Here is a 25,529-nt window from a genome sequence, read left to right as displayed (position 1 = left end):
GCTTTTTTACGCTATGGCGAAGTAAAAAATGGAATGAGTATAAAGCATATTGGCAAAATTGCTTTTCAAACTGCCAAAACTGGTTTTGGAAAAATGGGAGAAGATGTTGCAACGACAAAATCAAATTTTATTTTTACATCATATATTTCAACTACAGACAAAATAGACATTATTGAAGATGAATTAAAATTTCTCAAAGATAGAATGTTAGTTGATATTGACTTGACTGTAACATATGGAAAATATAGTGTTGGTAGTGCTTCAAAAGATATTAACAAGACATACTTTTCAACTCAAAAAATGACATTAAATAAGGGTTCTATTTTAAAATATACTAACTCAAAATATTTAAGATTAGAATTAGTTAAATTTAATAGCAATACTTTGAAATGTGAGAGTGTTACTGTTACAAACGAAAAAAATATAAACGCAAATGGAATATATGCTATTCAAGGGTATGTTAGATTAAAACCTCTTACACAATCTGATATTGACATGATATTAGCAGACATGCAAGTTTTAAATTACACTTCATCCACTAACAACGTACCGAGTAATTTAGATAGTTTTCAAAAAATGGTAAATTATACCCCGTCAGTAAGTAATGACACTGTTACAACAACTACTACTGCGTTTGATTATTACAAATATCCAGTTACACCTATTTGGGGACATGAATATTTAGAGCATTGGTATGAGAAAATTTATGACGGTGTAAATAATATATCAATAGCATTAGACGGAGATAGTATAACTGCTGGTTACGCTCCACTATCATCGGTTCAAGATACTTTTTTTGGCATGAAAGATTATGCACTTAAAAAAATAATGAAGGCAGGGAATTATGATTTAAAAAAATTATCAATACTAAACAATGGTTTTGGTGGTAGAAATACGAATGAATGGGTAGGAAACCCAACTTATGCTTTGCCTTACTATTTACAAAAATACCCTAATGGTTTTTTACAAACATCGATGGAACATAACCCAGACCTTTTAATAATTGGATGGGGAATGAATGACGCTGATAAAAACCATACGAAGTTCGCTGGGTTAACACTAGAACAAAGATTAAACTTATTTAAAACAAATATGGAAGAAGGATTGAAAAGAATAAGAGGAAATACAAGTGTTAATGGTAGACCAGCTTATAATAAAACCGTAAAAGATTTGGCTATTATCATCACTTTGCCAACAGTTGGAACAGTTTATAATACTGGGAGAACCTATGTAGAGTGGTTTCAAAATGTTAGACCTATAATACAAGAATTATGTCGTAAATACGAGTGTGCGTTTGCTGATTTTACAGCGAGAACTTACGCACATAATGATATGTCTATAAAAACATGGTCAGCTTTAAATTCAGATGGCGTTACTTATGGATCGATACACCCTAACAAATACTCAATGGCTCAAATTATGTCACAGTTACAAGATTTAATATATCCTGTTTGCATGTGGAATATTGATATTGATTAATATATATTTAGGATTGCATGGGAAAATATCGGTTCAGCAGTAATTGGTTCAACGACAATATATTATTGGAAACGTACTGCATAAAAAAATAAAAAGGAAAATAAAAAATGAAATTAGATTATAACTCACGTGAGATTTTCTTTGGTAATGAAGCTCTAATCGTAGCTGATATGGCCAAGGGAAGTAACGGAAAACCAGAGTTTACTAACCATAAAATTGTAACTGGTTTAGTATCAGTTGGCGCAATGGAAGACCAAGCGGAGACTAACAGCTATCCAGCTGATGACGTGCCAGACCATGGAGTGGTATCGCAAGGGTTACCTTTTTTTGGTTATGATACAAAGCGAAGCAAGACACTATACATAGACAATGAAGATACTGACAGAGAGTTAAACAAAAGGCTTAGAAATAAAGATAATGCACCAGAAGACTTACATTTTTTGACAGGTGGAGAGTTTATGCTTGATGATTCGCACCACATGAACTTATTATATGAATACATTAAAGAAAATGATATAAAATTCGTGATCTTGGATAATTTAATGACAATGCTAAGAAATGGAGACATTATCTACGGTAAAGACTTTGAACCAATGCTTAGGAGAATTACACGCTTAAAGTTACTTTTCCAAGACGTTACTTTCTTGTTAGTAGCTCATGCAAACAAATCAGCTTATGCAAACTCAATGGACGATAAAGCATATATGGTAAAGCCTAGTGACGCCTTGGGTGGTTCTACTCTAACAGCATGGGCAGAATTTATGTTAATGTTAAGCCCTAAACGTGGCAAGCATAACGACTTCTCTAAGTTATCAGTCAAAGCGCGTGGATATCAGTTTGACGATGATTTAAACTTTTCATACGTTGATTCAGTATTCACTTGCGTCAATAAATCAAAAAAAGAACCAGATAGCGAACTAGTGGAAAAAGTAAAGGCTGAAACTCCAATCGAAACGACGAAAGAATCGGCACAGGCTTTCTTAGACTTAGCTAAAGAGAAAGGAAAAGTAACAGAAAATGAGTGATAAAAAATACGTTGTTTATTACCATGAAAAAGTAAATGAATACTTCTATGACTATTATTCAAGGTTTAACATGAATGAACAATATTCAAAACCTGTTTTATACAGTGATGACTTTAAATTAATAGAGAGAGCAAAAAATGAACTCAATGAACGACTACAAGAACAAAGCTATTATTTTACACGCTGAAGTGTACGGTTGGTTATATCGTGCATTAGATGAAATGGTAAAAGCAGAATGGCATAATGACGAACTTTTCAAAGTATGGCTTGGACGTGCTGAATTTCTAGTCAGACAGTCGAAAAAATTGCATGCAGCTTGCGAAAATGATTATTCTAAGCGTGCATTGATTAGGGCATTACAATTAAAAGTAGAAATAAATAAAAAAATATCATCTAATATTTGACAACGATAATTAATTTTGGTATAATAGTATATATAGAAATAAAGGAGAACTAACAAATGGTAGTCAAATTAACGCAAAAACAAGCTGATTATCTTGAAACTTTTGTAAACCTTGAAGATGAAATAAACAAAAAACGAGCGCTTTGTCACATCACTCGTTTTGGTTATGGATACAATTGGATAGGCGGCGATAAATGTCCAAGTAGTGCTTTTGAGTGTTACGAGCAATTGAAAATGGTTGAAGCTGTCATTAACGGTTATGAAGTTATTGAACCTAAATTTAAGTTTTATAACTTCTCTGATAAGTAGCGGAGGAACTGCATTATATTATGCTGGACAGTCTAAACAATTAACAAAATTCGAGCAAGATGCTCTTGAAGTTAAAGAAGGCAGCGAGGAATATAAAGCTTTGTTAGCTTTAGGTTTCGTTGAAGAAGAAGTATGATAACATCTTTTGAATCACTAGCTGAAAGGCGATTGATAACTCTTAATTATCACAAAAAGGATAGTCAGCAGTACATCAACAGCTTAAATTACTTTGAATATGCTAGAATGTACTTTGAAAAAAATGGCTTTCCTGATGATAACAGACGAGTTTATCAAAGTGGCAAGCGAAAAGGCCAAAAAGTTGGTTGGTCTGATAAAGAGGAAAAACAGCAGAAAGAAGACATCAGAGAGTTCATATATGAAAAGCAATTACAAAAGTTTAAGGGCAGAAGAAAAAGCTAGTAAGCATTATGCTAGAGGTGTCAGAAAGCTGTCTAAAGAGCTTGAAGAAATGAATGAGACAAAGTATAGGGCAGAACCTAACGAGTGCTTGTATGGCTTAATAAGTGAATTATGGAGCTATTGGGGTAAAGGTTATATTTTGCAACTACTTAAATATGATATAGATATTTCAAGACAAGGAAATACATTTATTGTAGAAAGAGGAATGTATAGATGAAACTAAGTGAGATTGAAGCGGTAGGAAGAACAAAGATTTTTACTGGTGAGTTTAGGCTTTATAAAGATATGTCCGAATTAAATGAATATATAGAAGAAGTTGATGTATACACAGCAGAGCAAATGCAAGAGTATACAAAAGAATGCGTTATAGCTGCTTTAAAAGAATATGTAGGTCCATACTCTGATAAGAAAGCCAATAGCATTATTTCAAGAGTTGTGAAATAGAAATAGAAATGGAACGAACAATGACTAAAGAGTTATTTATTATAGAAAGAGGAGAAAATGGAAACAATTAACATTAAATTTGATAAAGAACAGCTAGAAGAAGTTGTTAAAAAAGTTACTGAAAAACTTAAAAAAGAGAAAGATAACTTTTATGAGCTTTCAGATACAGCACAGGAAAAAGTGTCAGTAATGTATTTAGAATTTAATGAAGCAAATCATGCAAGCGAGAAAGGTAAACTTTACTTTGGGCATGCTTTCCATACTTTGTCAAAAAACTATGCTTCGGAGTTTTATTTATCTAGTGAATCTGATTTGATAAAAGCCTTAGAGCTTAAAAGCCAAGGTTGGAAAGAAGAGGTTATCGAATGAGCGTATTTGAACAGCTTAATGCAATTAATGTAAATAGTAAAGTTGAACAAAAAAAGACAGGAAAAACTTCACTAAGTTATCTTTCTTGGTCTTGGGCTTGGGCTGAATTTAAAAAAGTTTGTCCTACTGCTACTTACGAGATTAAAAAATTTGATGACGGTAAAGGGAAACTAGTTCCATATCTATATGATAATTCTTTAGGCATTATGGTATTTACTTCTGTTACAGTTGATGATATTACACATGAAATGTGGCTTCCTGTAATGGACGGAGCTAACAAGGCAATGAAGTTTGATTCTTATACTTATAAGACTAAGTTCGGAGAAAAAACAGTTGAACCTTGCCTGTAATGGACTATCGTAACCAATCTATCCCAGTTGAAAAACTGACTTCTATGGACGTAAATAAAGCCATTCAGCGTGGACTAGTTAAGGCAATTGCTCGTCATGGTTTAGGGCTATATATTTATGCAAATGAAGATTTACCAGTTCTAACAGAAGAACAAAAAGAGCTTGAAGCAGAAAAACAACGACTTAGAGAGATTCAGCCACTTATAAAACGAGCTGAACAACTAGGATACCAAAATATTGACAGCTTGAAAAATAAGACTAAAAAAGAAATTACCGACATCATGAAGATTTGGTTAGCACAGCAAGAAACAGAAAAAGGGGAATAATTAAATGGCAATCATCACAGTAACAGCACAAGCGAATGAAAAAAATACACGTACAGTAAGTACAGCAAAAGGCGATAAGAAAATTATTTCAGTCCCATTATTTGAAAAAGAAAAGGGATCTAACGTAAAAGTTGCGTACGGTTCGGCTTTCTTGCCTGATTTCATTCAATTAGGTGACACAGTAACGGTCAGCGGTCGTGTACAAGCCAAGGAATCAGGAGAATACGTAAATTATAACTTTGTTTTCCCTACGGTTGAAAAAGTATTTATCACTAATGATAATAGTAGTCAATCACAAGCTAAACAAGACTTATTTGGTGGTTCTGAACCTGTTGAAGTTGATGAATCAGAACTTCCTTTCTAGAAAGGTGGTTACATGTACACAGAAGAAGAGAGAGAGCAAATTATCGACATCGTGGATAAAATGAGCTTATTAAGACAAGACTTTGACGGAGCTTTCGCTTGGATCAAGGAAAACGTATCAATGCCATTTGACTTTGACGGAGAACAGCAATTTATATCAGAATTGAAGCAGTTAGTTAAAATTAACGCTTTAAAGTTTGGTAAAATATATGAGGGAGTATTAAATTGACAACATTAAGAGAGCTACACAAAAAACTTAAAATTAAACAAACGCTTGACAACTATGTACGCAACACAAATAAAAAATATAAACATAACTTTGTGGCTGATGAAATTCTTGGCGAGGGAATGGCTAAACTGATCGAGCTTAATACACAAGGCAAACTTGGACGACATGCACAGCAAATTGCTTATATTAACCATAATTTGAGCTTACAGCGACAAAAGGAACAACTGGAACAAGTTAACGAACGACTTGCTAAACGTGCTGAGAAAGCCCAAAAATTGCTTGACACGGAACTTCTGAAAGATAGCTACATCGAAACGCTTGAAATGTTTAGTAAATACCATTCAGCAAAATATAATATGTGGGACGAACCAGAAACTCCAACTAAAGTGATTGAGTTCATGGAAAAGAATGGAGTTAAACAAGGTAAATGGCTACGTCCTGAAGGAGTTGACGCTTGGTTCAAAGAACGAATCATTTGGTTCAAGAATAAATTGAAAGAACAATAATATTAAGAATAAAAACTTTAGGCTTGACAGCTTAGAGCTTTTTTGATATAATAATACATATAGTTAAAGAAAGGAGGTAATAAAATGATTTTAATACAATGCGTAACCTGTGGGTCTTCAAGTTTCACTAATGGTAAATGTGATTATTGCGGTAACAAGTACGAAGTAAATGAAGACAAAATATTTTACGGCAATTCGAAAGAAGATGATTCATCATTAGATGAGGATATAACCTTTCAAGAAACTCCTGCTGGTAAATTAATACTAAAAATCATGATCTATACTTTAATATCTATTGTTTGGTTTGCGATAACTGTATTCATTCCACCGCTATTTATAATAACAATTATTTTATTAGTAGTCTATGGGACTTATCGCTTGATAAATAAAAAGAAATAGCTTATAATAAGGTATAGAATAAACTAGAAAGGTAACAATGAAACAAAAATACTTTAATGACAAAAGATATTGCCACTGCTTCGATATACCAATGAGTAATGGTTTAGGAGTTTGCAAAGATTGTAGAGGATACGTGAACATCTGTTATAGTTGCGATCGCTGTCTACACTGCTGGTTTACATCACAGGTTGAACTATTTACCGAATATGATGAACCTAAGTTGCTGGAACTTATAGAAAACTGGAATAAATTTTACCAAACTAGAAAGACAAGGAACAGTTAATGTTTGACAAAGGAAAAGCAATTTGATAGAATGTAATTATGAAAGAGGTGAAGAGATGACAACCGAAGAAATAGTGCAAAACTATCAAGTAAAATTGTTAAAGATTATATTTAAAGAGATTGATAGCCTGATGAAGAAAAAAGAAAAGGCTGATATAAACGCACAAAAACTTGCTGAAAATGGGTACTCTGTGAGAACGTCAGCACACTGGAAGTCAGTAGGAAATGCAGAGTTTTACATTAAAGAGATGTATGAAAAATTGAGTGCTTTAGCTGAAATTGATAGACTATTCCATTGGTCAAGTCGTTTACATCAAGAACAATTGCAATTTGTTAGTAAATACCCTAAAGTAATGGAAAAATATAGACAGGCGAACTAAGGAGAACAAAATGAAAGTATATGTTTTAACCGCAGATACCTATTGTGGAAGTTGGGGTTCAGAAATAAGCCTTTTAGGAGTATTCTCAACTAAAGAGGAAGCTGAAAAACAAGCTGATGTAATGCAATGTGACATTTCTATTGTGAATATTGATGAAGTTGAAGAACCTAAATACTTAGGAGGATATTGCGAATGAAAGATACAGTAAAAACTTTAATGATAGCTGTAGGTATAGGCTTTACACTTATCGCTATCACTTGGATAGGTATAATTGCAACGTTGCTTATTACATGGATTGGGGGTAACATCTAATGAATTATGGTACAAATAATCACTATGCCAATGAATACGGTATGGAACTTAACGAATACTTTAAACATCATTTTAACTATGAAGAGCTTGCAGGCTGGTATACAATGCAGGTATTAAAGTATCTAGTGAGAGCTGGCAAGAAAGAGGGTGAAAGCTACGACAAAGACCGTAACAAGGCTTTAGACTATGCAGGAGAACTTGCTAACTTAAGTAACGAGAATGAGCTTACAGAATACACTACTGACGACATTATGGGCTTTGCACAAGATATAGCTGATGATTTCAAACAATGGAAAGACGAAAGAAATAACTTTAAATCAGAGTTCACGAAAGAAGAAATAAAAGCGATTGATGAAAGATACTTGGAATTTATTGAAGAGGTCTAAAGTTAATTCTTGACAAATATAAAGTAATTTGATAATATTGTTTTATAGAAAGGGGATTAAACAATGGCAACACAAAAAGCTATAAAGGTCGTAGCTTATAACCCTACAACGGAAGAAGAGCTACACTTTAGTTGTAAGGCTCAATGTGCTAAGTATTTCGGACTTAAAGCTAATACAGTCATCAGGTGGCTTGATAATGGTAGACCTGTAATTGAACTGCTGGTAGACCTAGATAGAAACCAAGTAGAAATTGAAAAACAAAGCAAACTGAATGGCTTTGAATTATTTACAATTAAGGAGTGGTTGGATAATGGAAAATGAATGGACTTATTATATAGTCACATGGTACGAATTGAAAGACACTGGGACTATACAGTTTTGGAAAGAAAATAAAACTAAAGTTTATAGTTTAAGCGAAGCACACGAAATTAAAGAATCAAAAGAAATCATAACAGGGCATAAAGCAGAAATTAGAAAAATAACTGAAATCACGGAGATTATAGCATAATGACAAATGAAGAATTATATGAAAGAATCACTAGCGTACTAAAAGAACAAGGTATCGCAATAAATCAATTTGAGTTAAAAGTTAAATCTGAAACAGGTAAATATCCTAACCTAAGAATAACTAAATCACGCTTGAGCTTGCCAAATACCGTAGCATTCCCTTATCTTACTATGTTTTTCAATGATGATGAAATGCACGAGCTTACACTTAAAAAGATGAATAATTTAGGAACAGGCGAAGAGGCTATGGACTTACTAGATGAGTTGTTATATAGCTTAAAGCCAAGTAAAGAGTATCTATATAAGCAACGATTGAAGCGTAAAATGCAAAGGGAGGCAATGAGATAATATTACACAAGTACACAAGGAAGATTAATAGTTCAAAATATCCACGGTCAACAGCTAGAAAGATCGCTAATGACTTGAACAAGAATGACCCTTTTAATAATTATCTAGTGAGCCTTGAGCTTGGTTCTAAAAGGTATATTATTGAAAAATTTGAAATTAAAGGAATGAATAGATGAAGCGTTACTATATAGAAGAAGAAGACGGCAAAGAGATTAAGCGAAAACTTACAACTTTTGCTAATGATGATTTAACACAGCTTTCAGATGATGAGCTAGAAACATTATATTATGAATCATCTGCTCAATTTTTAGCTAAAGCAATGCACTTTATGAAGATTGAGAACGAACTATTTTCAAGAAAGAATGTAATTGTAAGTGATGAAATTCTAATAAATGCCGGCAATAATATTATTGAAGCTATTAATCAGGTAAGCAATTGAAGCGCAAAAAGGAGAGCAATTATCTTTATTTTAACAGACGACACAACTAGAAGTATCGTATTGATTCAAAAGGCTCATAAAAGGGCGGATAAGGGCTTTAATGATATTGTGGCACAATTATATGAACAAGAGTTTAAAACGCAAGAGAAAGCAAAATATGAGCATATAAGGCAAGCTAAGGAGAAAGCACTTGAAGAACAACGAATTAGTGAAGAAAATCAACGAAGAGTTGAAGCTGAAAAACAAGCCTAAGTTGACAGAATCGCAAGAGAACACGATGAGGAAACTGAACGATCTAATAATAGAGGAAGTCAACATGTTAGTGAAAAAGATGAAATGATACCGAACAAAGAACAGACCAATAAAAGGTCATTATGCAAAGAAAATAAATTAAAAAATAGAAAGTAGGATATCTTCAATTACAAAAGAAAGCCCCACAATTAAGTGAGGGCCTTTTTCGTATTATTTTTTAGCAATGATTGGTTTGTCGATTCCGTTAGCTTGCATGAAACGAATATCAATAGGCGAACCTTTCCAATCGAAGTTTTTAAGGTCTTTGCCAGTTGTTTCTTTATAAGTTTTACGAACAATTGCCAATTGGTCTGGGTGTGATAGAGCGACATTACCGTACGAGTTGGCACAATGCCATGCCATATTAGAGAAATCAGAAGCTTGTAATCTTCCGTCAGAAGCAATGTAGACATGAGCAAAGCCATTTTCAGGGTTATGATTAGGTAACCAGTTGTTGTAGAAGCCAGCGTTAGCACCATTCGAACCAGCGTCATTGTGAATTACAACCCCAGTAGGGTTATAACCACGTACACCAGCATTAGTTATATTCATTCTTTTTTATCCTCCGTTTGTTCTTCTTCTACTTCTGGAACACTTACACCGTTCTTTTTCATAAGTTTAACCAAACCGTCGAACATAGGACTGATTTTTGCGACCAAATAAATAAATTGCCCTACAAAGTACAATAAACCTACGTCAATCACAGTTTTGGCAATATCAGAAGTTGAGGGAGTTTGTGTAAAGAAGAAGACCGCATATAAAACCCACAGGGATAAAATAACCGTTAAGTCAATCACAAGTCTACGTTTGAAAGGTGGGTTCATTGCTTCTCTATCTTTTACCCATGTAGCGAAAAGAATCGCTAAAATTAAGATAGTTATTAAAATCATTCTAGTTACCATTTTGTTTCGCTTTCTATTTTGTTATTTAATGAAGTAACTTCCGTTACCACGTGTTGCAATAGGTGTTTTACCAATATCTGGTCCCCACCAAGTAATACTACCGTTTGTGTCTATGTCAATATGGAAAGAAGTCTCATGTCCAGCAAAATGACCAACAATACTTTGAACAACAGCTGGACGAAATTCTTTATCTACCCATGGTCCAGACATTTTAATGCCAGCTTTTGTAGTTGATACACTACCAAAGAGTCTAACAATTACTAAATCATCGTTCTTTTTAGTGAATTGCAACTGCATACCATTTCCAGTTTGAATTGTCAACATTTGAGTTGGAACATCGATTGTACCTCTAAGTGATATATCATTTGCATTGATTGAACCTTTAAGCGATAAATTATTTGCGTTGATTGAACCTTTAAGTGATAAATTATTTGCATTGATTGAATCTTTAAGTGATAAATCGTTTGCGTTGATTGAACCTTTAAGCGATAAATTATTTGCATTGATTGAATCTTTAAGTGATAAATCGTTTGCAGAAATACTATCTAAAGTACTAGCCTGAAGAATTGGCTTAATGCTTGTTACACCAGTTCCTGAAGTCGTAACAACATCAAAACAAACTTTCAAAACGCCAGAACCGTTGTTTATATCAACACCGTTACTATTATTTGATGTTTCTGCTGATAAACTTACAGGGTTTGCTGTTTGCGTTAAGTCAATATTTGCATGGATATAATTAACTGCATTACCTTTTAAGGCAACAGTTTCATTCAATAGTTCAAAATACCTCCCGCCTGCAACGATTGATGTGTTAACATATTGCACGTTAAGGGCTGTATTTAATGGACTTTTCCAATCTTTGCGCCTAATTGTTCTATAGTCCATTCCAGTCAACATCATGTATAGTTTTCCGTCATTATTAGAACCGACTGGAAACTCTGTACCATTTGGACTGAAAAACGTGAAGTTTTTAATTGTCATTTTTAACCTTTCTTGAAATTATTTCCGCTTTATCTAAAACTGGGTTATCAGTAATTGATAGCTCTAACAATCTAAATTTTCTACCGCCATAAGGATAACCACCAATTGATACAAATTGTCCGACTTCATACAAGAGCGTGGTCTCGATTCTAAGCGTGTTTTTACTATTATAGTACACTTTACCTTGCAATAGTTCTAAGTGGTCTTTACGAAGCTCTCTATGCCCTTTAAAGCTATCTATTCTATATTTGTCGCCATAAGTAGCTACATACTCATATAACATTCGGTTTGTCTCCACTTCCTACAAAAATAAGTCTATCATTGAACTCTGTTTTAACTCTATCTGCTATATATCCTGAATATAGCTTGCCCTCGTACCAAATATCTACTAAGTCATTAACATACAAAGGAAAAAGTTCATTTTGATTAAAGAATAACCTTGTGACGATTGTAGAGGGAGAAATTTCAACCTTAATAGTAGACAACTCAGGAGGGTTTCCGTGGTCATCTCTATCATAAAACAATGTTTTGGTTGTCCTTACATCTGGCAAGTCTGTTCCGTCTCCATGATAAGTGCTATAATCAATGACATCTCCGTTATTTTTTGCTGTGTACATTTTAGGAGGGTCTGTGTAGTCATCTGTTGCTTTATTTTTAACGAACACAACAGCAAAATTATAAGCTGAACGTTCTACTATTGTTTCCGTGTCCATTGTCACACTTTGCTTAATATCTACCCTTGTCGTGATTCTTTTTCTATTCCAGTTTCTTGAAGCAAAGTTAATGAATAACAAGTTTCTAGGGTCTGTTTCAGATGGAGCGTGTTGAATGGTTGTAGTTGGTTGAAATTGAACCTTGGAAAATATCCTTTTTGCTACATCATGAGCTGATGAAGTTTCCGCTTTACGATTAATCGTAGCCTTTCCAGCAAAGATACTTGAATCAAAGAAATAACCATAACTCATTAAATTATTTTTATTAGGGTCAATTAAATAATTAATTATACCAGAGTTTGTCTTTTTGGCTATTGCGTTTGGAACGTCAAGACTTTCAATCATTGCCCAAAAGTAGTTTTTTAACGTAGCTTTATTACTTTCGTCTACATCGGTCACAAGGTAAACCATATCTAAATTCAGTTTTTTCCTCTTACCTAGAGCTTCTTCAATTGGAACAACTTCAGGAAAAAGTACTTGAACAATATCGCCAACTTCTACCGAAACGGTCAATGTAGCTGATGAAGTGTAAAGATAGCCTGTTTCCCACAGTTCGTAATCAATAACTTGACATCTTGCCTTTGGTATTGGAAGGCCTCTTTTTTCTTTTTTACCATTAGGCATTCTGAAATCAGATATATTGTAATAGTTAGGGTTAAAGTTATCATAAACGTTAGCTTCTAACATTAAATAAAGTCCGCCTTTCTCTTGATTTTAAGCTCTGCCTTACTTAAATTAACTAGCTCCATTTGACCTTTTTCAATTATACGAGTTCTGTATCGCTCAAAGTTCATTACAGGGAATAAGTTTAGTACAGTTGTACCCTTCCAGCCTTGATAAAATTCGTCATTTACATCTGTATTAATTAAAATATAATCTTGTACCTGTTCCGTCTTAAACACAATTGCAGTATATTCGTTTCCAACATCGTCTAAAAATCTAACTCCAGCAGGTGTTTTAGGAAGTTTCGGATATAATACCCCCATAAAACTAAATATTTTTTCTTTTATTTCCCAACGGCTTAAACGGCCTATGTCACTTTCCCCATAATAAGTGTAAGAGGTTCCTTCGATATACTTATAGTCTCCTGGTGCGGTTCCTCCATAAATTTTAGACTTACCAGAAAGAACTTTACCATTTTCAATCATGTCAAAAGTTAAATTTTCGTAAGTATACCACTTTGTAACTACATCGAAAGTTATCTTTTCGCTGAAAGTTCCGTTCTTACCGTAACCCTCTGTCTTTGTGACATCTGCTAAAGCTAAATCAGCATACACCTGAAAAATTTCTGTTTGATATTCAAGTGTAACGAATTTTTTGCTAAGAATATCGTTTACGAAGTCTTTCATTAATTGATAATTTTCTTCTAAACTTTCTCCAAACGTTTCTAGCTTAAACTCTATTTGTGGTTGAGTAATTGAGCGTTTTCCCATTATTCCAATACCATTACTTTGCCAGATGTTATTAGTTGATTGTAACCCTAAATTAGAGGGCTGGTAAAATCTAACTTTTCCATTTGTAACGTCCCAAACTTTGTCGTCTGTTCCGTCTAAGTTAGTATGTATTTTATACTGTCTTACCATTAAGCCCTCCCTAGTTCAAATTCTCGTCTGATTGCACGCGCTAAGTTAGAAACATCTTGACCAGCACCGCCTTGCACGTTAAATGTGTTATATGTTCTATTGTCGCTTGATACACTGTTAGTGCTTAAACCGTAACCGCTAGAAGATAAATTGACATCTGTTAAGCCTACTACCATAGAACCTTTGAATAGTCCGCCAACTTTACTTGCAACCCAATCAATTGAACCTTTGATATTTTTAATTGTATCTGTTACACCTCCAAGAACGCTGTCTATTGTATCTTTGACTCCTCCAAATATTCCGCTAAAGAAGTCGCCAATGCCCTTAAATACTCCTGTTATTGCATCCCAAGCATTTGAAGCAAATTTACCAAAAGCCTCGAATACTCCGCTAACTATATCTTTAGCACCGTCAAACGCTCCCTTAAAGAAATCAGCTACTCCGTTAAATACACCTGAAATTGCATCCCAAGCTTTTGAAGCAAAGCCACCAAGAGCGCTAAACACTCCGCTAACGACACTGCGAACAGAATTGAATATGCCACTAAAGAAGCCTGAAACTGCATTCCATATTGATGAAACTACTCCCCAAGCGCTAGAAGCAAAACTTCCGATTGCACTAAATACTGTTGAAACTACTGATTTTACAGCGTTAAATATACCGCCAAAGAAGCCTGAAACTGCATTCCATACGCCAACCAGTATATCCCAAGCTGAACCAGCAAAGCTACCTATGGCGCTAAATACTGTTGAAACTATTGAACTAACTGCGTTAAATATTACACCAAAGAAACCTGATATGCCGTTCCACGCTCCGATAACTAATTGGTAAGCACCGCGAATAATAGCCAATATAAGTTGGAATGCTAAATTAATTACTGATCCAACTAACCCAAATATAGATTGAAAGAAACTAATTAAAGGTTGGAAAGTTGTAACAAACCAGTTATAAGCACCTGTCACTAAAGAAGCAATGGTTGTAAATACAGTTGTAACAACATTTACTATTCCGTCCCATAGCCCTGTGAAGAACCCTGTAACTCCTGCCCATGCTGTTTGAATACCAGTAACAACAGTTGTCCATAAAGTAGTAAAGAATGTTGTTATTCCGTTCCAAATATTTTGAACACCTTGTACAATTCCACTGAACCAATCGACTAAGCCTTGCCAAATGCCTTTAGCTCCGTCAACTGCTCCGTTCCATATATCAGCAAACCATTGACCAATACCGCTAAAGAATGAAACTATTCCGTCCCATGCACTCTTTAAGAAGTCTACGAAACTACCCCAAACCTTTTTACCTGTTTCGGTTTGAGTGAAGAAGTAAACTAAACCAGCAACAATGGCTGCGATTGCTATGCCAAGAGCCACGAATGGATTCATAGCCATTACAGCATTGAAAGCTCCTTGTATAATTGTACCAGCTTCAACAACCTTATTATATATCTCGACAGCCTTAATGATTCCATCAATAACTTTCAAAGCAACGAATACACTAGCCAAAGCAGCTAAAGCTACTTTTAAAGTATCTATTGCGCTTTTACTTTCACTAATTTTTTGCAGAAAATCAGCTATTTTTTTCGTGACTTCTGAAAATTTACCAGCAAATACAGCTATGCTTTTTGCTACGTTATCTATACTTGTTGCGTTTTTTGTTGTTTCTGTATTTATTCCAATAAATGAATTTATGACATTCCCTATAATAGAAACTATGGAACCAAATGCACTTTTTATGCTATCCCAAGCCTCTAAAAATGCTAAAGTGGCTGCATTTTCTTGCAGTTTTTGAAACAAGTCTTGGAAATACTTAACTACATTTGTTACAGCTTTACCAGCACTTTCGCCCCAGTCAGACATCTGGTCTATTAAGCCACTAATGATAGGTGTTAAAGCGTTCAAAGTAGGCACTAAAGCAATTGACATTGTTTCGTTGAAGCTGTCCCACGCGTCCCCAATAGTTTTGATTCCACCGCCCGAACCTTTAGCCATTTTTTCCATAGCCTTGTTGAGCATATCCATCGAAACAGCGCCTTTTGAAACAGCGTCATTAAAAGAACCGTATTGCTGTAATGAGGGGTTCATTTTCATAACAGTGTCTTTTAAAGAAGAACCAAGAGCTGTGTTGTTATCGGTTAATTGTCCAATATTTTCAGCCGTAACTTTACCAGCTGCCGACATTTGACCGTAAGACTGAACTACACCTTTAAGGTTTTCGCCAGTACCACCAAATGCTTGGTTAGCTTTTACTAATGCTTCTGTTTTACTGACCGCTTTTTTAGCGCTATCGCCTAAACCAATGAACGTTGTTGAAAGTTTTAAAGTATCTTCGGTATTTGCATTTGTATCTTTAGCAAGATTCTGCATAGATTTGCTTACATAGTCAAAGTCTTTTCCATTGCCTTTGAACTTCATTGTATTTTGCAATGAAATCATGGCTTTTTGAGTATCCATTGCGTTAGATACCCAGTCTTTTAAGCCGTTACCGACAGCACTAACAGCACTTGCACCGATTTGTCTGAATGCACCAACAGCAATCTCTCTAAGACCGCTAAAGCGTGACTTCATGCCCTCAATTCCGCTATTAACGCCTTTAGTATCCATTTTAGCGTCAATGTTCCAAGAGCCTGAACTAATAGCACCCTCGACTTGCTTAATTTCGCCCTCTAGCCTATTAGCTTGTGTTTCTACTGTACCTAAATCTCTAGTAAGTTGTAGCCATTTCTTTTGACCTGCTGACGTCCCTTTGTCAACCGTAGAAAGTTCTTCTTTTAATTTTGTTGCTTTGTCACGTGATAAGCCCAACTGCGTTTGTAAGTTCTTCTGCAATTGCGCCATTTTCCCGGTATTTGTGGGGTCAAGTTTTAGAGCTTCACGTAAGTTTTTAGCTTCTCCTCTAAGCCCTGACATTGCGGTATTAACGCCTTTAAGTGAGTTCTCGAATTTCGTTGTATTACCGTATATCTCGACCTCAAATGTTGCATTACTTGCCATTACATACCCTTTCTTTTACGCCTTTTCTCTTTTTCTTTTTCCTCTTTCTTTTTCTCTGCAATAAGTTCGATTATTTTATAAACAAGTTCTAGTTCCATTTCCATGAACTGTGTTATATCAATTTCATTATTGCCCAAAACAGTCAAAAGTTCTAAAGTTTTATTTTCCCTTACAGTATCTTTCTTTTTCTTAATCAATGAACTAGAAGAAAAGAAGACTGTATCGTCTTCCGTTTCCTCTTTTTCTTTAATAAAAACAGTTTTACAGAAGATATTGATTAACTCGTTAGTTGTAGGAAGCTCTGTTTTATCATCTAAGGCGTTTTGCATTCCTCCGTTACAATCTACCCAAAGTATCAATAACTTGTCTGTAAAGCTCTCCATTTGCTCTGTAAAGTCATCAGGAATATATCCAGCGACAAAAGAATTTTGTAGGTCTGCAAAGTCTTTTAAATCTGTAATAAAGTCTGAACCAGTTAGTTCTAAGTATCTAATTGCATGTTTTAAAATCATTTACAGTCCTTTCAGCTCATTAAATTTCTTTCTGCCATAATTCGACAAGTTCTTTAAGCCCTTTACCGTCAGTATCGAACTCGAAGCTAGAACGGAAGTCAGAGAAGTCACTTTTAGCTTTTACAATGTTATCTTGAAAAAGAGCCAAGTATAGACCATATTGAACGAACTCCATTAGGTCAGTAATTTCTCCGTCTTCTTTTTTAAGTTCTGTATCCATTGCCTTTTGTTGTTGGAAAAGGTCTTTACCTGTAATCATTTTAAATTTACGTGCTGTACTCAATTGTTTTGCCATTTTATTTTATATTCCTTTACTTAATCTATTTTTAGTCTTATGAATGGTCAGTTACTGAAACTCCTGCGGTAACATCTTTATAACCCTCAGCGGAGAACTTTACGTTATAGGCACCTGGAGCAAGTTGTCCGTTTGTTGCTACTTTTCCATTTGCGTCATTAATCACTGATGTTACTTTTACAGTTCCACCATTAGAATCTTTCAAAGTGGCAGGCACTACGATTCTTCCGTCATTATGACCCTTTGTAGCAGTAGTCACATTAGGAATAACAGGAGCTACGAGTGTAATTCCACCAGCTAGAACTGTATCAGGTTGCATAATGAATAAACCACTTTCCATTTTCTTGACGAAATCTTTTGCTTGTTCTCCCCAAATTTCGTACTCAATAGCAGGGACTTTTTTACCGCCATTCAAATAAATATCTGACTCAGTCGCTTGTACTGCCAAAGTCCATTGGATAGGGTCTACACCGTCAACTGAATCTGTTTCTGATTCTTTTGTTGCTTCTGCTGTTGGTCTCAAATTTGGATAAACGACTACGCGATAACCGTCAACAAATTCCCCTGTAACTTTATCACGCTTACGCCCTTTAATAAGGTATTGAACACATTTCGTTTTCCAATTACCAGTAGGAGACCAACCCAAGCCATTTTCTGTTCTTTGTTGACCTAAAATGTCTTCTTTAAGCGATTGGTCTGTTTGAATGAATACCATTTCGCCTTGAAGTAAGGTAGCACCTTTTTTCACTCCATGGTCTGGCACGTCATCAGCTGGATAGCTGTTAGTCTCCGCTTGGTCTTCCATTGCGCCAACTGATACTAAACCAGTTACAATTTTATGGTTAGTAAACTCTGGTTTTCCGTTACTTCCCTTAGTCATATCAGCTACGATTAGAGCTTCATTACCAAAGAAAATCTCACGTGAATTATAATCTAATTTCATTTTTTCCCTTTTCTATAATTTCATTGAATTAGCATAAATAGCGCCTTTTTTCAATGTTGTTTTAACGTCTTGCATACCTTTTTTATTTCTTAAAAAGTACATACCATGATAACCGCTAGTATAATTAGCTCTAGTACCTGCGTCAATAACTATTTTATCGCCTTTTTTAACTTGTTTTAAGTTACTTGATAATTGACCAGTATTTTGGTATCTAGCATAAGTATAGGTGTGACCATGACTTCTAATTAATCTAGTTCTTCGGCTTGCACTATTCGCTTTAGCTTTAAATTCTGCTTCAAACCAGTCGCCCATGCGTTCTGTTACTTTAGTTTGCATTTCTTTAGCTATGCTTGCTGTATTAAGTAAATTCATTGCCATGCTTGACCACCTGCACCACAAGGCAAATAAACAGTACCAGTATAATTGTACAAATGGCTATTCTCTGACCAGTTCGTCATATTCCAACCGTTTTGTAAAACATTTCCGACTAGTTCTACAAGTTCATCGTCAACATCTTTAACAGATAAAACAACTTGATAATAGTAACCCATGACAAAGCTCGTATTATCCATTTTAATGACCTTTGAGTCACTAAGTGATAAATATACCGTCTTGTCTTCTATCGTGTCCTTAACACCTAAAATAACGTCATTTAGAGGCATTGTAAGCAAATTGTTGTACCAATCTATATAAGAATCAAATTCCATTGCTTACTACCCCCTCTAAAATCATCTTGTTATTCTTAGGGTTTCTTTCCCATGTTGTACGCTTGAAAGTTTCGCCTTTTTCGTCCAAGAAATAGTTGAAAATCAAGTCTTCCATTTCTCCGATTCCGTTAAGCTCGTATCTTACGTTTTTACCTAGCCCAATCATAGAAAACTCATCAAGCCTTGTCTGACTAATTCTCTGTTTAACTGCTGGTAAAACGATAGGCTTTATAACATTAGCTTCTGCACCGTTCTTCTTCTTAACAGTCGTTTCTACCTGTAATGTAACTTGTGAGAATATCATTAAATACCTCCATAATACATTAACTCTTGCAAAGAAGCCAAACGTTTCATTTCAGCATTTCGCCATTGTTCTGCTGGTTCATCAACAATATTAAGCCGACAATAACAAGAAATAAAGTCTTTAACTAATACGCTTGTTTCGTCAGCTTTAATACCATTTTTTTCTAGCAATTTAATAGCTATTGAACGGAATAAGATAAGTTTACTATCATAAGCTGTTACTAAAATCGGAATACCACAATAGACCTTAATATAATCTATCATTTACTTCCTCCATTTTATTCTTATGCTACTGTAATTACTGCACCAGCGTTATAAGTTTCAACATGACCGCTTGTTAGTGTTTCTACCAAAATCATGTTGCTGTTAGTTTTCCATTCAAAGGCATCAACTTTTGTAAGGTCTTGCATGTCAATGTGATACTTTTGGTCTACCAATACAGTAGGTTTGAGTGCTTTTGAACCTGTATAGACAATAATTTCATCTACTCCAACTTCAGAGGCAATTTCAGCGTCATCATTTTTAATACGAACGTGAGCATTTGCAGTTGCTTGACGTAACTCATCTAACAAGGCTTTACGGTCTTCTGCTTTAACAATCAAATAACGACGTCCAGCAGTAGGGCGAACAAAGTCAACCGCTTCTTCAATAGCGTCAGCAAATGGAGTTTTGCCAGCTGATTTGGCTTTTGTAGTAATCTTTTTGATTTTTTTGACGTCTGCTTCTTTTTCAATTGATTTAAAACCGTTTGTTCCGTCACCCTCAATAAGCGCAAGGTCAACAATTTTATTAACAATAGCTTGTGTAAGTTCCGCTACAATCAAGTTGTAAAGTTCAGAATATGACATTTGAAGTCGTTTAACACGTTCAGCAAGTGATTGCAATTTATAAACCATTACAGGTTCAAGAGTATCAATAGTGAGAGCTGCAGCCTGTTCTACTTTTTGTTGTCCGTCTTTGTGGAGATTTGCTTCATTAGCTGAATCAAATGAGCGTGATACGAGCAAAGCGCCGACATTTGTAACACGGAATACTTTGAACACTGGGTTAGTATTTAACAAAACTGTGTTGATTGAATCAACCAATTTACGTGGAAGCTCAAAAGTTTTATCTGTGATAGTTACACCATTTTCAGCAAGTTTTGCGCTCCAAGCGTTTTTAATTTCTGATTTTCCAGAGTTCTTTTTCAATACATCAAAAAATTCTGTTACAGCGTTTTGTGATTCAATAAAGTTTGTCATTTTATCTTTTCCTTTTGGTTTTTCTTCCTGTGCGTTAAGTTCATTCTCAATTTTGATAATTTCAATTGAATTTTCTGAAAGTGTTTTTTCCAATTCTTGTACTTTTGGCAAGTCTTCAATTGCATTTTTTACTTCAAAGCCACTAATTTGAGATTTTAAAGATACGTTATTTTCTTTAAGTTCTGCCAAGCGGTTCTGTTTTTCGATTAAATCAGGTTTATTCATATTTCTTTTTAATATCCTCAATTTCTTTCAAAGCGTTACGGCTTTCAATAATTTTGTTACGTTCTTCTGTGAGTTCTTCGCCCAATGCATTTTGAATAAACTTTGCGTTAGGGTCAGCTGGTACTGAAACAAGAGAAATCTCTTTAAACTGTGCTTTATTTACAACTAGAGCATCATTTTCATTAAACTCATAATCTGTAATGTAATAGGCAATTGATAGTGAATCAAACGCTCCATTTTCCACAGCTTTGTTAATGTTTGGTGCATTGTCGTAAAGCGTAAAGTCAGTCAGGTATTTATTAGAAGCTAAGTCATAATAGACTTTTGCGTCCCCAATGACTTCACTAGATCCAGCTCCGTGTTCATATAGCAATGGATATCGTTCTCTAGCAAACTCAATGCAGTTAGGTGTCAAGACAATACCGTTACGATTCTCTACACCAACTTCTGAACCAATGCCTTCCAGGGAAAGACTTAGAACCGCCCTCGTTTTCAGTTACTTTAATTTCAGCACTATTGGTTATTAGTTTCATCTGTGCTTGTTACGTCCTTTCTATTGCCTTGTAAATCACTTAGGTTTTTAACAGCAACTGCGTTAAGGTTTGTGACATAAATATCTCCGCCCTCGATTGGTTGCTCGCCCATTTTAACAAGAAGTTGATTCTGTGTAAAAATAGGAGCGTTGATATTTTCGTGATACAAGTCAATTAATTCTTTCAAAGTTGCAAACTTGAATAGCTGGTTATCTACGATTATGCGTTCATAATATAAATTATCCTTAACTACTCGTCTGCGGTTTGTTGAAATCAGTTTATAAGTCAGTTCCTTTTCAAGTTGAATCAGTAAAGGAATGATAGTAGAGTTATAAAAATAAATTTGTTGTTCTTGCGTAGCAGTACCAAGCAAAATATTTTCATTCATAAAGTAGCCTGTCAAAAGTTCCGATTTAATAAGGTCAATTTCATCTTTGTTTAAAACGGAATAATCTTTTTTAAGTTCTACAATTTCCGTCTTGTTATCAACTGGTGTCAAACCATTGTAACTCGAACCCTCTTGCATGTTCTTTATTGTTGTTAAGGCTTTTTCTCGATACTCTTGCGTATTATCAATATCAAGAAAGGCATTAATTTTCAACAAGCCACGCAATTTACCTTGTTCCAGCTTAGTTTGAATACTAGCTAGAGCATTATCTAAAATACTTGTATCCTCATTGATATAAAAAGGACTGATAAGCCTTACTAATTCTTCAGGTTTATATTCTTTTTTATCGTTAGCAAATAGTAGGTCTAATAGATCTCCTGTTTCACTATCAAATATAGGGTACAGGTCAACATAGCGCGTGCATAGCAACTTTTTAATTACTTTCTGCCAAAACTCCATGCTATTGTGTTCGCCCTTAGAACTCCAGTTTAGAACCTCGTCTAAGTCAGAACCTGCCATACTAATCAAAGTATCAGAACCAACATCAGACTTTTTATATTTAACATGATTAAATTCTACTTTTGTTATTTCATTAGCGATTTTATTATGAATGTTAGTCACAAAGGCACTTGTATATTCTACCGCTTCGTTTTGCCACGCTGTAACTCTTTGAGTATCATTGTTTAGCTTTCCACGTGAAAATGATACCACTTTTCCGAATAAGTTCAATTTTTCCCCTTTCTACCATAAACTCACACCTTTCCCACGTTTATACTCGCTTGTCTTCTTGTTATGGCAAGACTTACAAAGGAGTTGTAGGTTATCAGGGTTCAGCGCTATTTTCCAATCATCAAGATTTTCCCAAGTTAGTTCTATAATATGGTCTACTTCGTATTTTTTAGCACCGAATGCGCCACATCTTACGCAAGTCATCTTATCACGTTGTCTTACATAATCACGGACAGCCAACCATTCTTTTTTATTATACCAACCACTTTCTCGAACTGTGTCAACATTATACTTCATCTGACACCGCCATTTCTAAAGCCATTGTCAAAGCAACAGTAGGGTCAATTTTATCTTTTTCAAGTTTTTTAGTATACATATAGTCCCCATTTTGTCCGATTTTAACAGCAGTATTATTTAAAGCCCACTGCATGACTTTTTGGTTATGGATAAGTTTATTTTCCGCTAACTTAGATTTTAATAGCTTGATATAGTCACTCATTGAGAAACCTTGTCGAATTGCTCTTTGGTTGTCTCCATCTTTGTCAAAGAAATAACGCTCAATCAGCCCTTTTAAAATTTCATAGCGAGCTGGGTCGTATCCGACTTTTCTAAGTCTGCACCCTGTTTTGGTTCTAAAGTCATTAATATGCGGTATTAAGTCGTTCACATTGATGTATTCCGTATCAAGTAAGATTAGTTCGCCTCTGTCAACGAATTCAGTCCATAACTCTTGTTGTTCTGTGTCCAGTTGCTCATATTGAGACCGTACAGAGAAAGTTAGCGTATGGCTGTAAGTTTTACCCTCTAACTCACAAACGAACGATACAGCGGTTAAATCGCCAATTAAGGATAGGTCAATTCCGACATAAGTTCTATTTTTATTAAATACAGATAAATTGAACTCTGTTAGTTTAGTATCTTGCGGAGTGAAGTAGTAAGCTGTATCTTGCATAGGTAAGCCCATATTAAACGCTAAGAACTTATTTTGTAACGCTGGATCTCCTTGCGCAAGTTCGTATTCTTCAATAACTCCTGACCACTTAGGAACATTGCCAATAAGTGGTAAAGCCATAGTCCAATTCTTTTTATCTTTGACCTGCTCATGATTTTCTAGCATGTAAAGCAAGCCGAATGACCTATCATTGTAAAATTCTTCTTCTGATTTGAATCGTTCAACAAGTTTATCATAAAGTCCGTCGCGTTTAAGTCCGCCAGAAGTGATGTAAATACTTTGCCAGTTATCTTGTTTTTGACGTGAACCTTTATTAACTGACTCTGTTATATCCTCGCCATAGGTATGGACTTCATCAAATATATTAAGGGAACTGTTACCACCTTGCGCTCGTAAAGTATCATTTGTTTGCTTTTTAAAAGTGGTTTTGAAAGACGTAAATTCTAGCCCTTGTTTTGTACTCTTGAAAATCTTGTTTTCATTGTACACTCTTAATGTATCACTTGCTTCCGTTTGATTCCTAACTTGGTCAAATACGTGTCTAGCCTGTGTATTATCGTATGCAATAACTAGACTTTCTCCGCCATATTGTCCGCCTAAAATCATCCAGTTAAGCACGCGCGTAGCCATTAAACTAGACTTACCTGATCCACGGCCTAAATTAAGAAAAATCTCATTAATTAGGTTGACTTGAACACCTTTTTCATCAACCATATCATAGCCTAACATTAACTCATACCACCATTTTTGTGTTGGAAGTAGCTCAATTTTCATCAGGTTACCAGTAGTCAGGTAGAAGTTGTCTTCTATCCATTCAATAGCTTGCGTAACACGGTCATAGCGATAAATATATTTGTTATGAATACGTATTTGCTTCTGAATAGTCTTGCGAATGTACTTATTAATAATAATGCCGTTTTCTTTGTTGTATTCCAACATTTTATTTAAATAATACATTCATTCCCTTTCTATTCAAATACTGATTGCAAATATTCATCTGAATATGGACACCAACCTTCGTCATCAGTCATTTCTTTTTTAAGTTGTTTCCAGTTTGAAAACTGACCAATAATAGAATCGTTGTCTCCACACGTCTCACAATAATCTTCAACTTCTTCTAATTCTTTTTCTGAAGTATTTTCTGACATCAGATAAAGTCCTCCGCCCAAATGGTCTTCAACTACCCAATATTTTTTCATTCAAACCCCTCTGGGACTTTGATTTCTGGCGTTTTATACTTACTTAGCTTATAGTCGTCAAGTTCTTCAATTTTAGCTTTAAGGTCATGAGCACTTGATTCTTCCTGTTGCAATCTCCGCCATTCAGTAGGGTTATAAAGTTCAGGGTTTCCAGCCTTAGCAACCATCATTGCTACCAAGCTATCTTTATCAAGTTCTTTCTCTTTAACCTTTACTTTTTCAACGTTTCCGTCAGCGTCATATATTGTTTCTGTTTCTTTTAGCGTTCTGACTGTCAGTTTGCTCGCTAAGGCACTTTCGGCTAGTTCTAATAGATTTCCCCTAGCAATGCTTTTAGCTTCGTCATACGCCTTTATATTGTCATCTCGCCACTTTCTAAAAGTTTTAGCCGAACAATGCAAACTGGTGTAGATTTCTCTGTCATTACAGCCTGATTCAATTTTATCAATGATTTGGCTAAAAAGCGGTTCTTCATACATCTTAGGTAAAATTGTGGGTCTGCCACCTTTTTGTGTTTGCATATTATCCTTTCTTTTAAATGTGGTTATATCGTTTAAAGCCTATATTTTCGTTCCTGTGAGCGTTAAGTTAATTAGACTTAAATTATATCGTAATGATATAAACACGCTCATACGAGCCAAAATATTAGCATATAGCCATATAATTTCCTTTTTATTTGAGATTTAGCGAGATTTAGCGAGATTTAGCGAGATTTAGCAAGATTTAGCGAGATTTTTCTTTTTGATTTTTTGGGGGATTCGCAGCC

General features: G+C 34.9%; 44 protein-coding genes. 23 read left to right on the top strand and 21 right to left on the bottom strand.

Annotated elements, in window-relative coordinates; genetic code table 11:
• The first annotated feature begins 33 nt into the window (after positions 1 to 33).
• The 23 genes from ATN06_RS00210 to ATN06_RS00110 all read left to right on the top strand — a co-directional run bounded on the left by ATN06_RS00210 (position 34) and on the right by ATN06_RS00110 (position 9,528).
• Positions 34 to 1,479, top strand: coding sequence for an SGNH/GDSL hydrolase family protein (locus ATN06_RS00210; protein WP_060629153.1), 1,446 nt, complete (start codon positions 34 to 36; stop codon positions 1,477 to 1,479).
• Between the two features lie 107 nt (positions 1,480 to 1,586).
• Positions 1,587 to 2,504, top strand: coding sequence for an AAA family ATPase (locus ATN06_RS00205; RefSeq protein WP_110093197.1), 918 nt, complete (start codon positions 1,587 to 1,589; stop codon positions 2,502 to 2,504).
• A 137-nt stretch (positions 2,505 to 2,641) separates the two neighbouring features.
• Positions 2,642 to 2,908, top strand: a complete 267-nt coding sequence (locus ATN06_RS00200; RefSeq protein WP_036851112.1) for a hypothetical protein — start codon at positions 2,642 to 2,644, stop codon at positions 2,906 to 2,908.
• A 56-nt stretch (positions 2,909 to 2,964) separates the two neighbouring features.
• Complete coding sequence (locus ATN06_RS29345; RefSeq protein ID WP_234415802.1) at positions 2,965 to 3,216, top strand: hypothetical protein; 252 nt, start codon at positions 2,965 to 2,967, stop codon at positions 3,214 to 3,216.
• Positions 3,217 to 3,511: 295 nt separating this feature from the next.
• Positions 3,512 to 3,853: a DUF7413 domain-containing protein gene (locus ATN06_RS29120; protein WP_234415801.1), complete on the top strand. Its 342-nt coding sequence runs from the start codon at positions 3,512 to 3,514 to the stop codon at positions 3,851 to 3,853.
• The gene (locus tag ATN06_RS00185; RefSeq protein ID WP_015979552.1) at positions 3,850 to 4,080 is read left to right on the top strand and encodes a hypothetical protein; all 231 of its coding nucleotides are present in this window, start codon (positions 3,850 to 3,852) and stop codon (positions 4,078 to 4,080) included. Before ATN06_RS29120 ends, ATN06_RS00185 begins: the two co-directional genes overlap by 4 nt.
• Before the next feature lie 57 nt (positions 4,081 to 4,137).
• Complete coding sequence (locus ATN06_RS00180; RefSeq protein ID WP_015979551.1) at positions 4,138 to 4,449, top strand: hypothetical protein; 312 nt, start codon at positions 4,138 to 4,140, stop codon at positions 4,447 to 4,449.
• Positions 4,446 to 4,799, top strand: a complete 354-nt coding sequence (locus ATN06_RS29665; protein ID WP_060629152.1) for a Sak single strand annealing protein — start codon at positions 4,446 to 4,448, stop codon at positions 4,797 to 4,799. The genes ATN06_RS00180 and ATN06_RS29665 overlap by 4 nt, the downstream gene beginning before the upstream one ends.
• A complete protein-coding gene (locus tag ATN06_RS29660) occupies positions 4,799 to 5,125 on the top strand; it encodes a Sak single strand annealing protein (RefSeq protein WP_199726096.1) in 327 nt (108 codons plus the stop codon). The genes ATN06_RS29665 and ATN06_RS29660 overlap by 1 nt, the downstream gene beginning before the upstream one ends.
• A gap of 4 nt (positions 5,126 to 5,129) precedes the next feature.
• Positions 5,130 to 5,489: a single-stranded DNA-binding protein gene (locus ATN06_RS00165; RefSeq protein WP_036851122.1), complete on the top strand. Its 360-nt coding sequence runs from the start codon at positions 5,130 to 5,132 to the stop codon at positions 5,487 to 5,489.
• Positions 5,490 to 5,501: 12 nt separating this feature from the next.
• On the top strand, positions 5,502 to 5,717 hold the full coding sequence (locus tag ATN06_RS00160; RefSeq protein ID WP_036851123.1) for a hypothetical protein: 216 nt from the start codon (positions 5,502 to 5,504) through the stop codon (positions 5,715 to 5,717).
• Positions 5,714 to 6,223 carry a hypothetical protein gene (locus ATN06_RS00155; RefSeq protein ID WP_036851125.1) on the top strand — a complete coding sequence of 170 codons (510 nt, stop codon included), beginning with the start codon at positions 5,714 to 5,716 and terminating at the stop codon, positions 6,221 to 6,223. The genes ATN06_RS00160 and ATN06_RS00155 overlap by 4 nt, the downstream gene beginning before the upstream one ends.
• Before the next feature lie 84 nt (positions 6,224 to 6,307).
• Positions 6,308 to 6,622 (top strand): hypothetical protein, encoded by a 315-nt coding sequence (locus ATN06_RS00150; protein ID WP_036851127.1) that lies wholly within the window; start codon positions 6,308 to 6,310, stop codon positions 6,620 to 6,622.
• 338 nt (positions 6,623 to 6,960) lie between these two features.
• Positions 6,961 to 7,284 (top strand): DUF1140 family protein, encoded by a 324-nt coding sequence (locus ATN06_RS00145; protein ID WP_015979544.1) that lies wholly within the window; start codon positions 6,961 to 6,963, stop codon positions 7,282 to 7,284.
• 10 nt (positions 7,285 to 7,294) lie between these two features.
• Positions 7,295 to 7,480 (top strand): DUF7336 domain-containing protein, encoded by a 186-nt coding sequence (locus tag ATN06_RS00140; protein WP_015979543.1) that lies wholly within the window; start codon positions 7,295 to 7,297, stop codon positions 7,478 to 7,480.
• A complete protein-coding gene (locus ATN06_RS29750; RefSeq protein WP_015979542.1) occupies positions 7,477 to 7,596 on the top strand; it encodes a DUF7186 family protein in 120 nt (39 codons plus the stop codon). Before ATN06_RS00140 ends, ATN06_RS29750 begins: the two co-directional genes overlap by 4 nt.
• Complete coding sequence (locus tag ATN06_RS00135) at positions 7,596 to 7,982, top strand: DUF3310 domain-containing protein (protein WP_015979541.1); 387 nt, start codon at positions 7,596 to 7,598, stop codon at positions 7,980 to 7,982. The genes ATN06_RS29750 and ATN06_RS00135 overlap by 1 nt, the downstream gene beginning before the upstream one ends.
• A gap of 63 nt (positions 7,983 to 8,045) precedes the next feature.
• On the top strand, positions 8,046 to 8,303 hold the full coding sequence (locus ATN06_RS00130) for a hypothetical protein (RefSeq protein WP_015979540.1): 258 nt from the start codon (positions 8,046 to 8,048) through the stop codon (positions 8,301 to 8,303).
• Positions 8,293 to 8,490 (top strand): hypothetical protein, encoded by a 198-nt coding sequence (locus tag ATN06_RS00125; protein WP_234415800.1) that lies wholly within the window; start codon positions 8,293 to 8,295, stop codon positions 8,488 to 8,490. The genes ATN06_RS00130 and ATN06_RS00125 overlap by 11 nt, the downstream gene beginning before the upstream one ends.
• Positions 8,490 to 8,837, top strand: a complete 348-nt coding sequence (locus ATN06_RS00120; RefSeq protein ID WP_015979538.1) for a DUF7339 family protein — start codon at positions 8,490 to 8,492, stop codon at positions 8,835 to 8,837. Before ATN06_RS00125 ends, ATN06_RS00120 begins: the two co-directional genes overlap by 1 nt.
• Entirely contained in the window at positions 8,834 to 9,013 is a 180-nt protein-coding gene (locus ATN06_RS29745; protein ID WP_015979537.1) for a DUF7228 family protein, read from the top strand. The genes ATN06_RS00120 and ATN06_RS29745 overlap by 4 nt, the downstream gene beginning before the upstream one ends.
• Entirely contained in the window at positions 9,010 to 9,276 is a 267-nt protein-coding gene (locus ATN06_RS00115; protein WP_015979536.1) for a hypothetical protein, read from the top strand. Before ATN06_RS29745 ends, ATN06_RS00115 begins: the two co-directional genes overlap by 4 nt.
• Before the next feature lie 60 nt (positions 9,277 to 9,336).
• Positions 9,337 to 9,528, top strand: coding sequence for a hypothetical protein (locus ATN06_RS00110; RefSeq protein WP_015979569.1), 192 nt, complete (start codon positions 9,337 to 9,339; stop codon positions 9,526 to 9,528).
• 210 nt (positions 9,529 to 9,738) lie between these two features.
• On the opposite strand, the gene ATN06_RS00105 is transcribed toward ATN06_RS00110, so the two are convergent.
• The 21 genes from ATN06_RS00105 to ATN06_RS00005 form a co-directional block, all read right to left on the bottom strand.
• On the bottom strand, positions 9,739 to 10,119 hold the full coding sequence (locus tag ATN06_RS00105) for an N-acetylmuramoyl-L-alanine amidase (protein ID WP_060629151.1): 381 nt from the start codon (positions 10,117 to 10,119) through the stop codon (positions 9,739 to 9,741).
• On the bottom strand, positions 10,116 to 10,469 hold the full coding sequence (locus tag ATN06_RS00100; RefSeq protein ID WP_036853160.1) for a hypothetical protein: 354 nt from the start codon (positions 10,467 to 10,469) through the stop codon (positions 10,116 to 10,118). Before ATN06_RS00100 ends, ATN06_RS00105 begins: the two co-directional genes overlap by 4 nt.
• Before the next feature lie 21 nt (positions 10,470 to 10,490).
• On the bottom strand, positions 10,491 to 11,450 hold the full coding sequence (locus tag ATN06_RS00095) for a hypothetical protein (protein WP_060629150.1): 960 nt from the start codon (positions 11,448 to 11,450) through the stop codon (positions 10,491 to 10,493).
• Positions 11,440 to 11,733, bottom strand: a complete 294-nt coding sequence (locus ATN06_RS00090) for a hypothetical protein (protein ID WP_036853158.1) — start codon at positions 11,731 to 11,733, stop codon at positions 11,440 to 11,442. The genes ATN06_RS00095 and ATN06_RS00090 overlap by 11 nt, the downstream gene beginning before the upstream one ends.
• On the bottom strand, positions 11,723 to 12,850 hold the full coding sequence (locus ATN06_RS00085; protein WP_036853157.1) for a hypothetical protein: 1,128 nt from the start codon (positions 12,848 to 12,850) through the stop codon (positions 11,723 to 11,725). The genes ATN06_RS00090 and ATN06_RS00085 overlap by 11 nt, the downstream gene beginning before the upstream one ends.
• Positions 12,850 to 13,746, bottom strand: coding sequence for a phage distal tail protein domain-containing protein (locus tag ATN06_RS00080; RefSeq protein WP_036853156.1), 897 nt, complete (start codon positions 13,744 to 13,746; stop codon positions 12,850 to 12,852). The genes ATN06_RS00085 and ATN06_RS00080 overlap by 1 nt, the downstream gene beginning before the upstream one ends.
• The gene (locus ATN06_RS00075; protein WP_036853155.1) at positions 13,746 to 16,736 is read right to left on the bottom strand and encodes a tape measure protein; all 2,991 of its coding nucleotides are present in this window, start codon (positions 16,734 to 16,736) and stop codon (positions 13,746 to 13,748) included. Before ATN06_RS00075 ends, ATN06_RS00080 begins: the two co-directional genes overlap by 1 nt.
• Positions 16,736 to 17,248 (bottom strand): hypothetical protein, encoded by a 513-nt coding sequence (locus tag ATN06_RS00070; RefSeq protein ID WP_036853154.1) that lies wholly within the window; start codon positions 17,246 to 17,248, stop codon positions 16,736 to 16,738. The genes ATN06_RS00075 and ATN06_RS00070 overlap by 1 nt, the downstream gene beginning before the upstream one ends.
• 19 nt (positions 17,249 to 17,267) lie before the next feature.
• Entirely contained in the window at positions 17,268 to 17,543 is a 276-nt protein-coding gene (locus tag ATN06_RS00065; RefSeq protein WP_015979526.1) for a hypothetical protein, read from the bottom strand.
• 37 nt (positions 17,544 to 17,580) lie between these two features.
• A complete protein-coding gene (locus ATN06_RS00060) occupies positions 17,581 to 18,486 on the bottom strand; it encodes a phage tail tube protein (protein ID WP_060629149.1) in 906 nt (301 codons plus the stop codon).
• A 12-nt stretch (positions 18,487 to 18,498) separates the two neighbouring features.
• Positions 18,499 to 18,864, bottom strand: a complete 366-nt coding sequence (locus tag ATN06_RS00055) for a hypothetical protein (RefSeq protein WP_036853152.1) — start codon at positions 18,862 to 18,864, stop codon at positions 18,499 to 18,501.
• Entirely contained in the window at positions 18,855 to 19,193 is a 339-nt protein-coding gene (locus ATN06_RS29340) for a hypothetical protein (protein ID WP_036853151.1), read from the bottom strand. The genes ATN06_RS00055 and ATN06_RS29340 overlap by 10 nt, the downstream gene beginning before the upstream one ends.
• On the bottom strand, positions 19,183 to 19,497 hold the full coding sequence (locus tag ATN06_RS00045) for a hypothetical protein (protein ID WP_036853150.1): 315 nt from the start codon (positions 19,495 to 19,497) through the stop codon (positions 19,183 to 19,185). Before ATN06_RS00045 ends, ATN06_RS29340 begins: the two co-directional genes overlap by 11 nt.
• Positions 19,497 to 19,760 carry a hypothetical protein gene (locus ATN06_RS00040; RefSeq protein ID WP_002820020.1) on the bottom strand — a complete coding sequence of 88 codons (264 nt, stop codon included), beginning with the start codon at positions 19,758 to 19,760 and terminating at the stop codon, positions 19,497 to 19,499. Before ATN06_RS00040 ends, ATN06_RS00045 begins: the two co-directional genes overlap by 1 nt.
• Before the next feature lie 20 nt (positions 19,761 to 19,780).
• Complete coding sequence (locus tag ATN06_RS00035; RefSeq protein WP_036853149.1) at positions 19,781 to 20,962, bottom strand: hypothetical protein; 1,182 nt, start codon at positions 20,960 to 20,962, stop codon at positions 19,781 to 19,783.
• Complete coding sequence (locus tag ATN06_RS00030) at positions 20,955 to 21,335, bottom strand: HK97 family phage prohead protease (RefSeq protein WP_234415803.1); 381 nt, start codon at positions 21,333 to 21,335, stop codon at positions 20,955 to 20,957. The genes ATN06_RS00035 and ATN06_RS00030 overlap by 8 nt, the downstream gene beginning before the upstream one ends.
• A 140-nt stretch (positions 21,336 to 21,475) precedes the next feature.
• Positions 21,476 to 22,612 (bottom strand): phage portal family protein, encoded by a 1,137-nt coding sequence (locus ATN06_RS00025; RefSeq protein ID WP_036853147.1) that lies wholly within the window; start codon positions 22,610 to 22,612, stop codon positions 21,476 to 21,478.
• A gap of 12 nt (positions 22,613 to 22,624) precedes the next feature.
• Entirely contained in the window at positions 22,625 to 22,909 is a 285-nt protein-coding gene (locus tag ATN06_RS00020) for an HNH endonuclease (RefSeq protein WP_036853146.1), read from the bottom strand.
• Entirely contained in the window at positions 22,899 to 24,521 is a 1,623-nt protein-coding gene (locus tag ATN06_RS00015) for a terminase TerL endonuclease subunit (RefSeq protein ID WP_060629148.1), read from the bottom strand. Before ATN06_RS00015 ends, ATN06_RS00020 begins: the two co-directional genes overlap by 11 nt.
• 11 nt (positions 24,522 to 24,532) lie before the next feature.
• Positions 24,533 to 24,763, bottom strand: a complete 231-nt coding sequence (locus ATN06_RS00010) for a hypothetical protein (protein ID WP_036853254.1) — start codon at positions 24,761 to 24,763, stop codon at positions 24,533 to 24,535.
• On the bottom strand, positions 24,760 to 25,284 hold the full coding sequence (locus ATN06_RS00005; RefSeq protein WP_036853255.1) for a bacteriophage terminase small subunit: 525 nt from the start codon (positions 25,282 to 25,284) through the stop codon (positions 24,760 to 24,762). Before ATN06_RS00005 ends, ATN06_RS00010 begins: the two co-directional genes overlap by 4 nt.
• Between the last annotated feature and the right edge of the window lie 245 nt (positions 25,285 to 25,529).

Origin of the sequence: Bacillus thuringiensis, from assembly GCF_001455345.1 — a bacterium.
Lineage (GTDB): Bacteria > Bacillota > Bacilli > Bacillales > Bacillaceae_G > Bacillus_A > Bacillus_A thuringiensis_N.
This window is presented reverse-complemented; position numbering and strand designations above follow the sequence as displayed.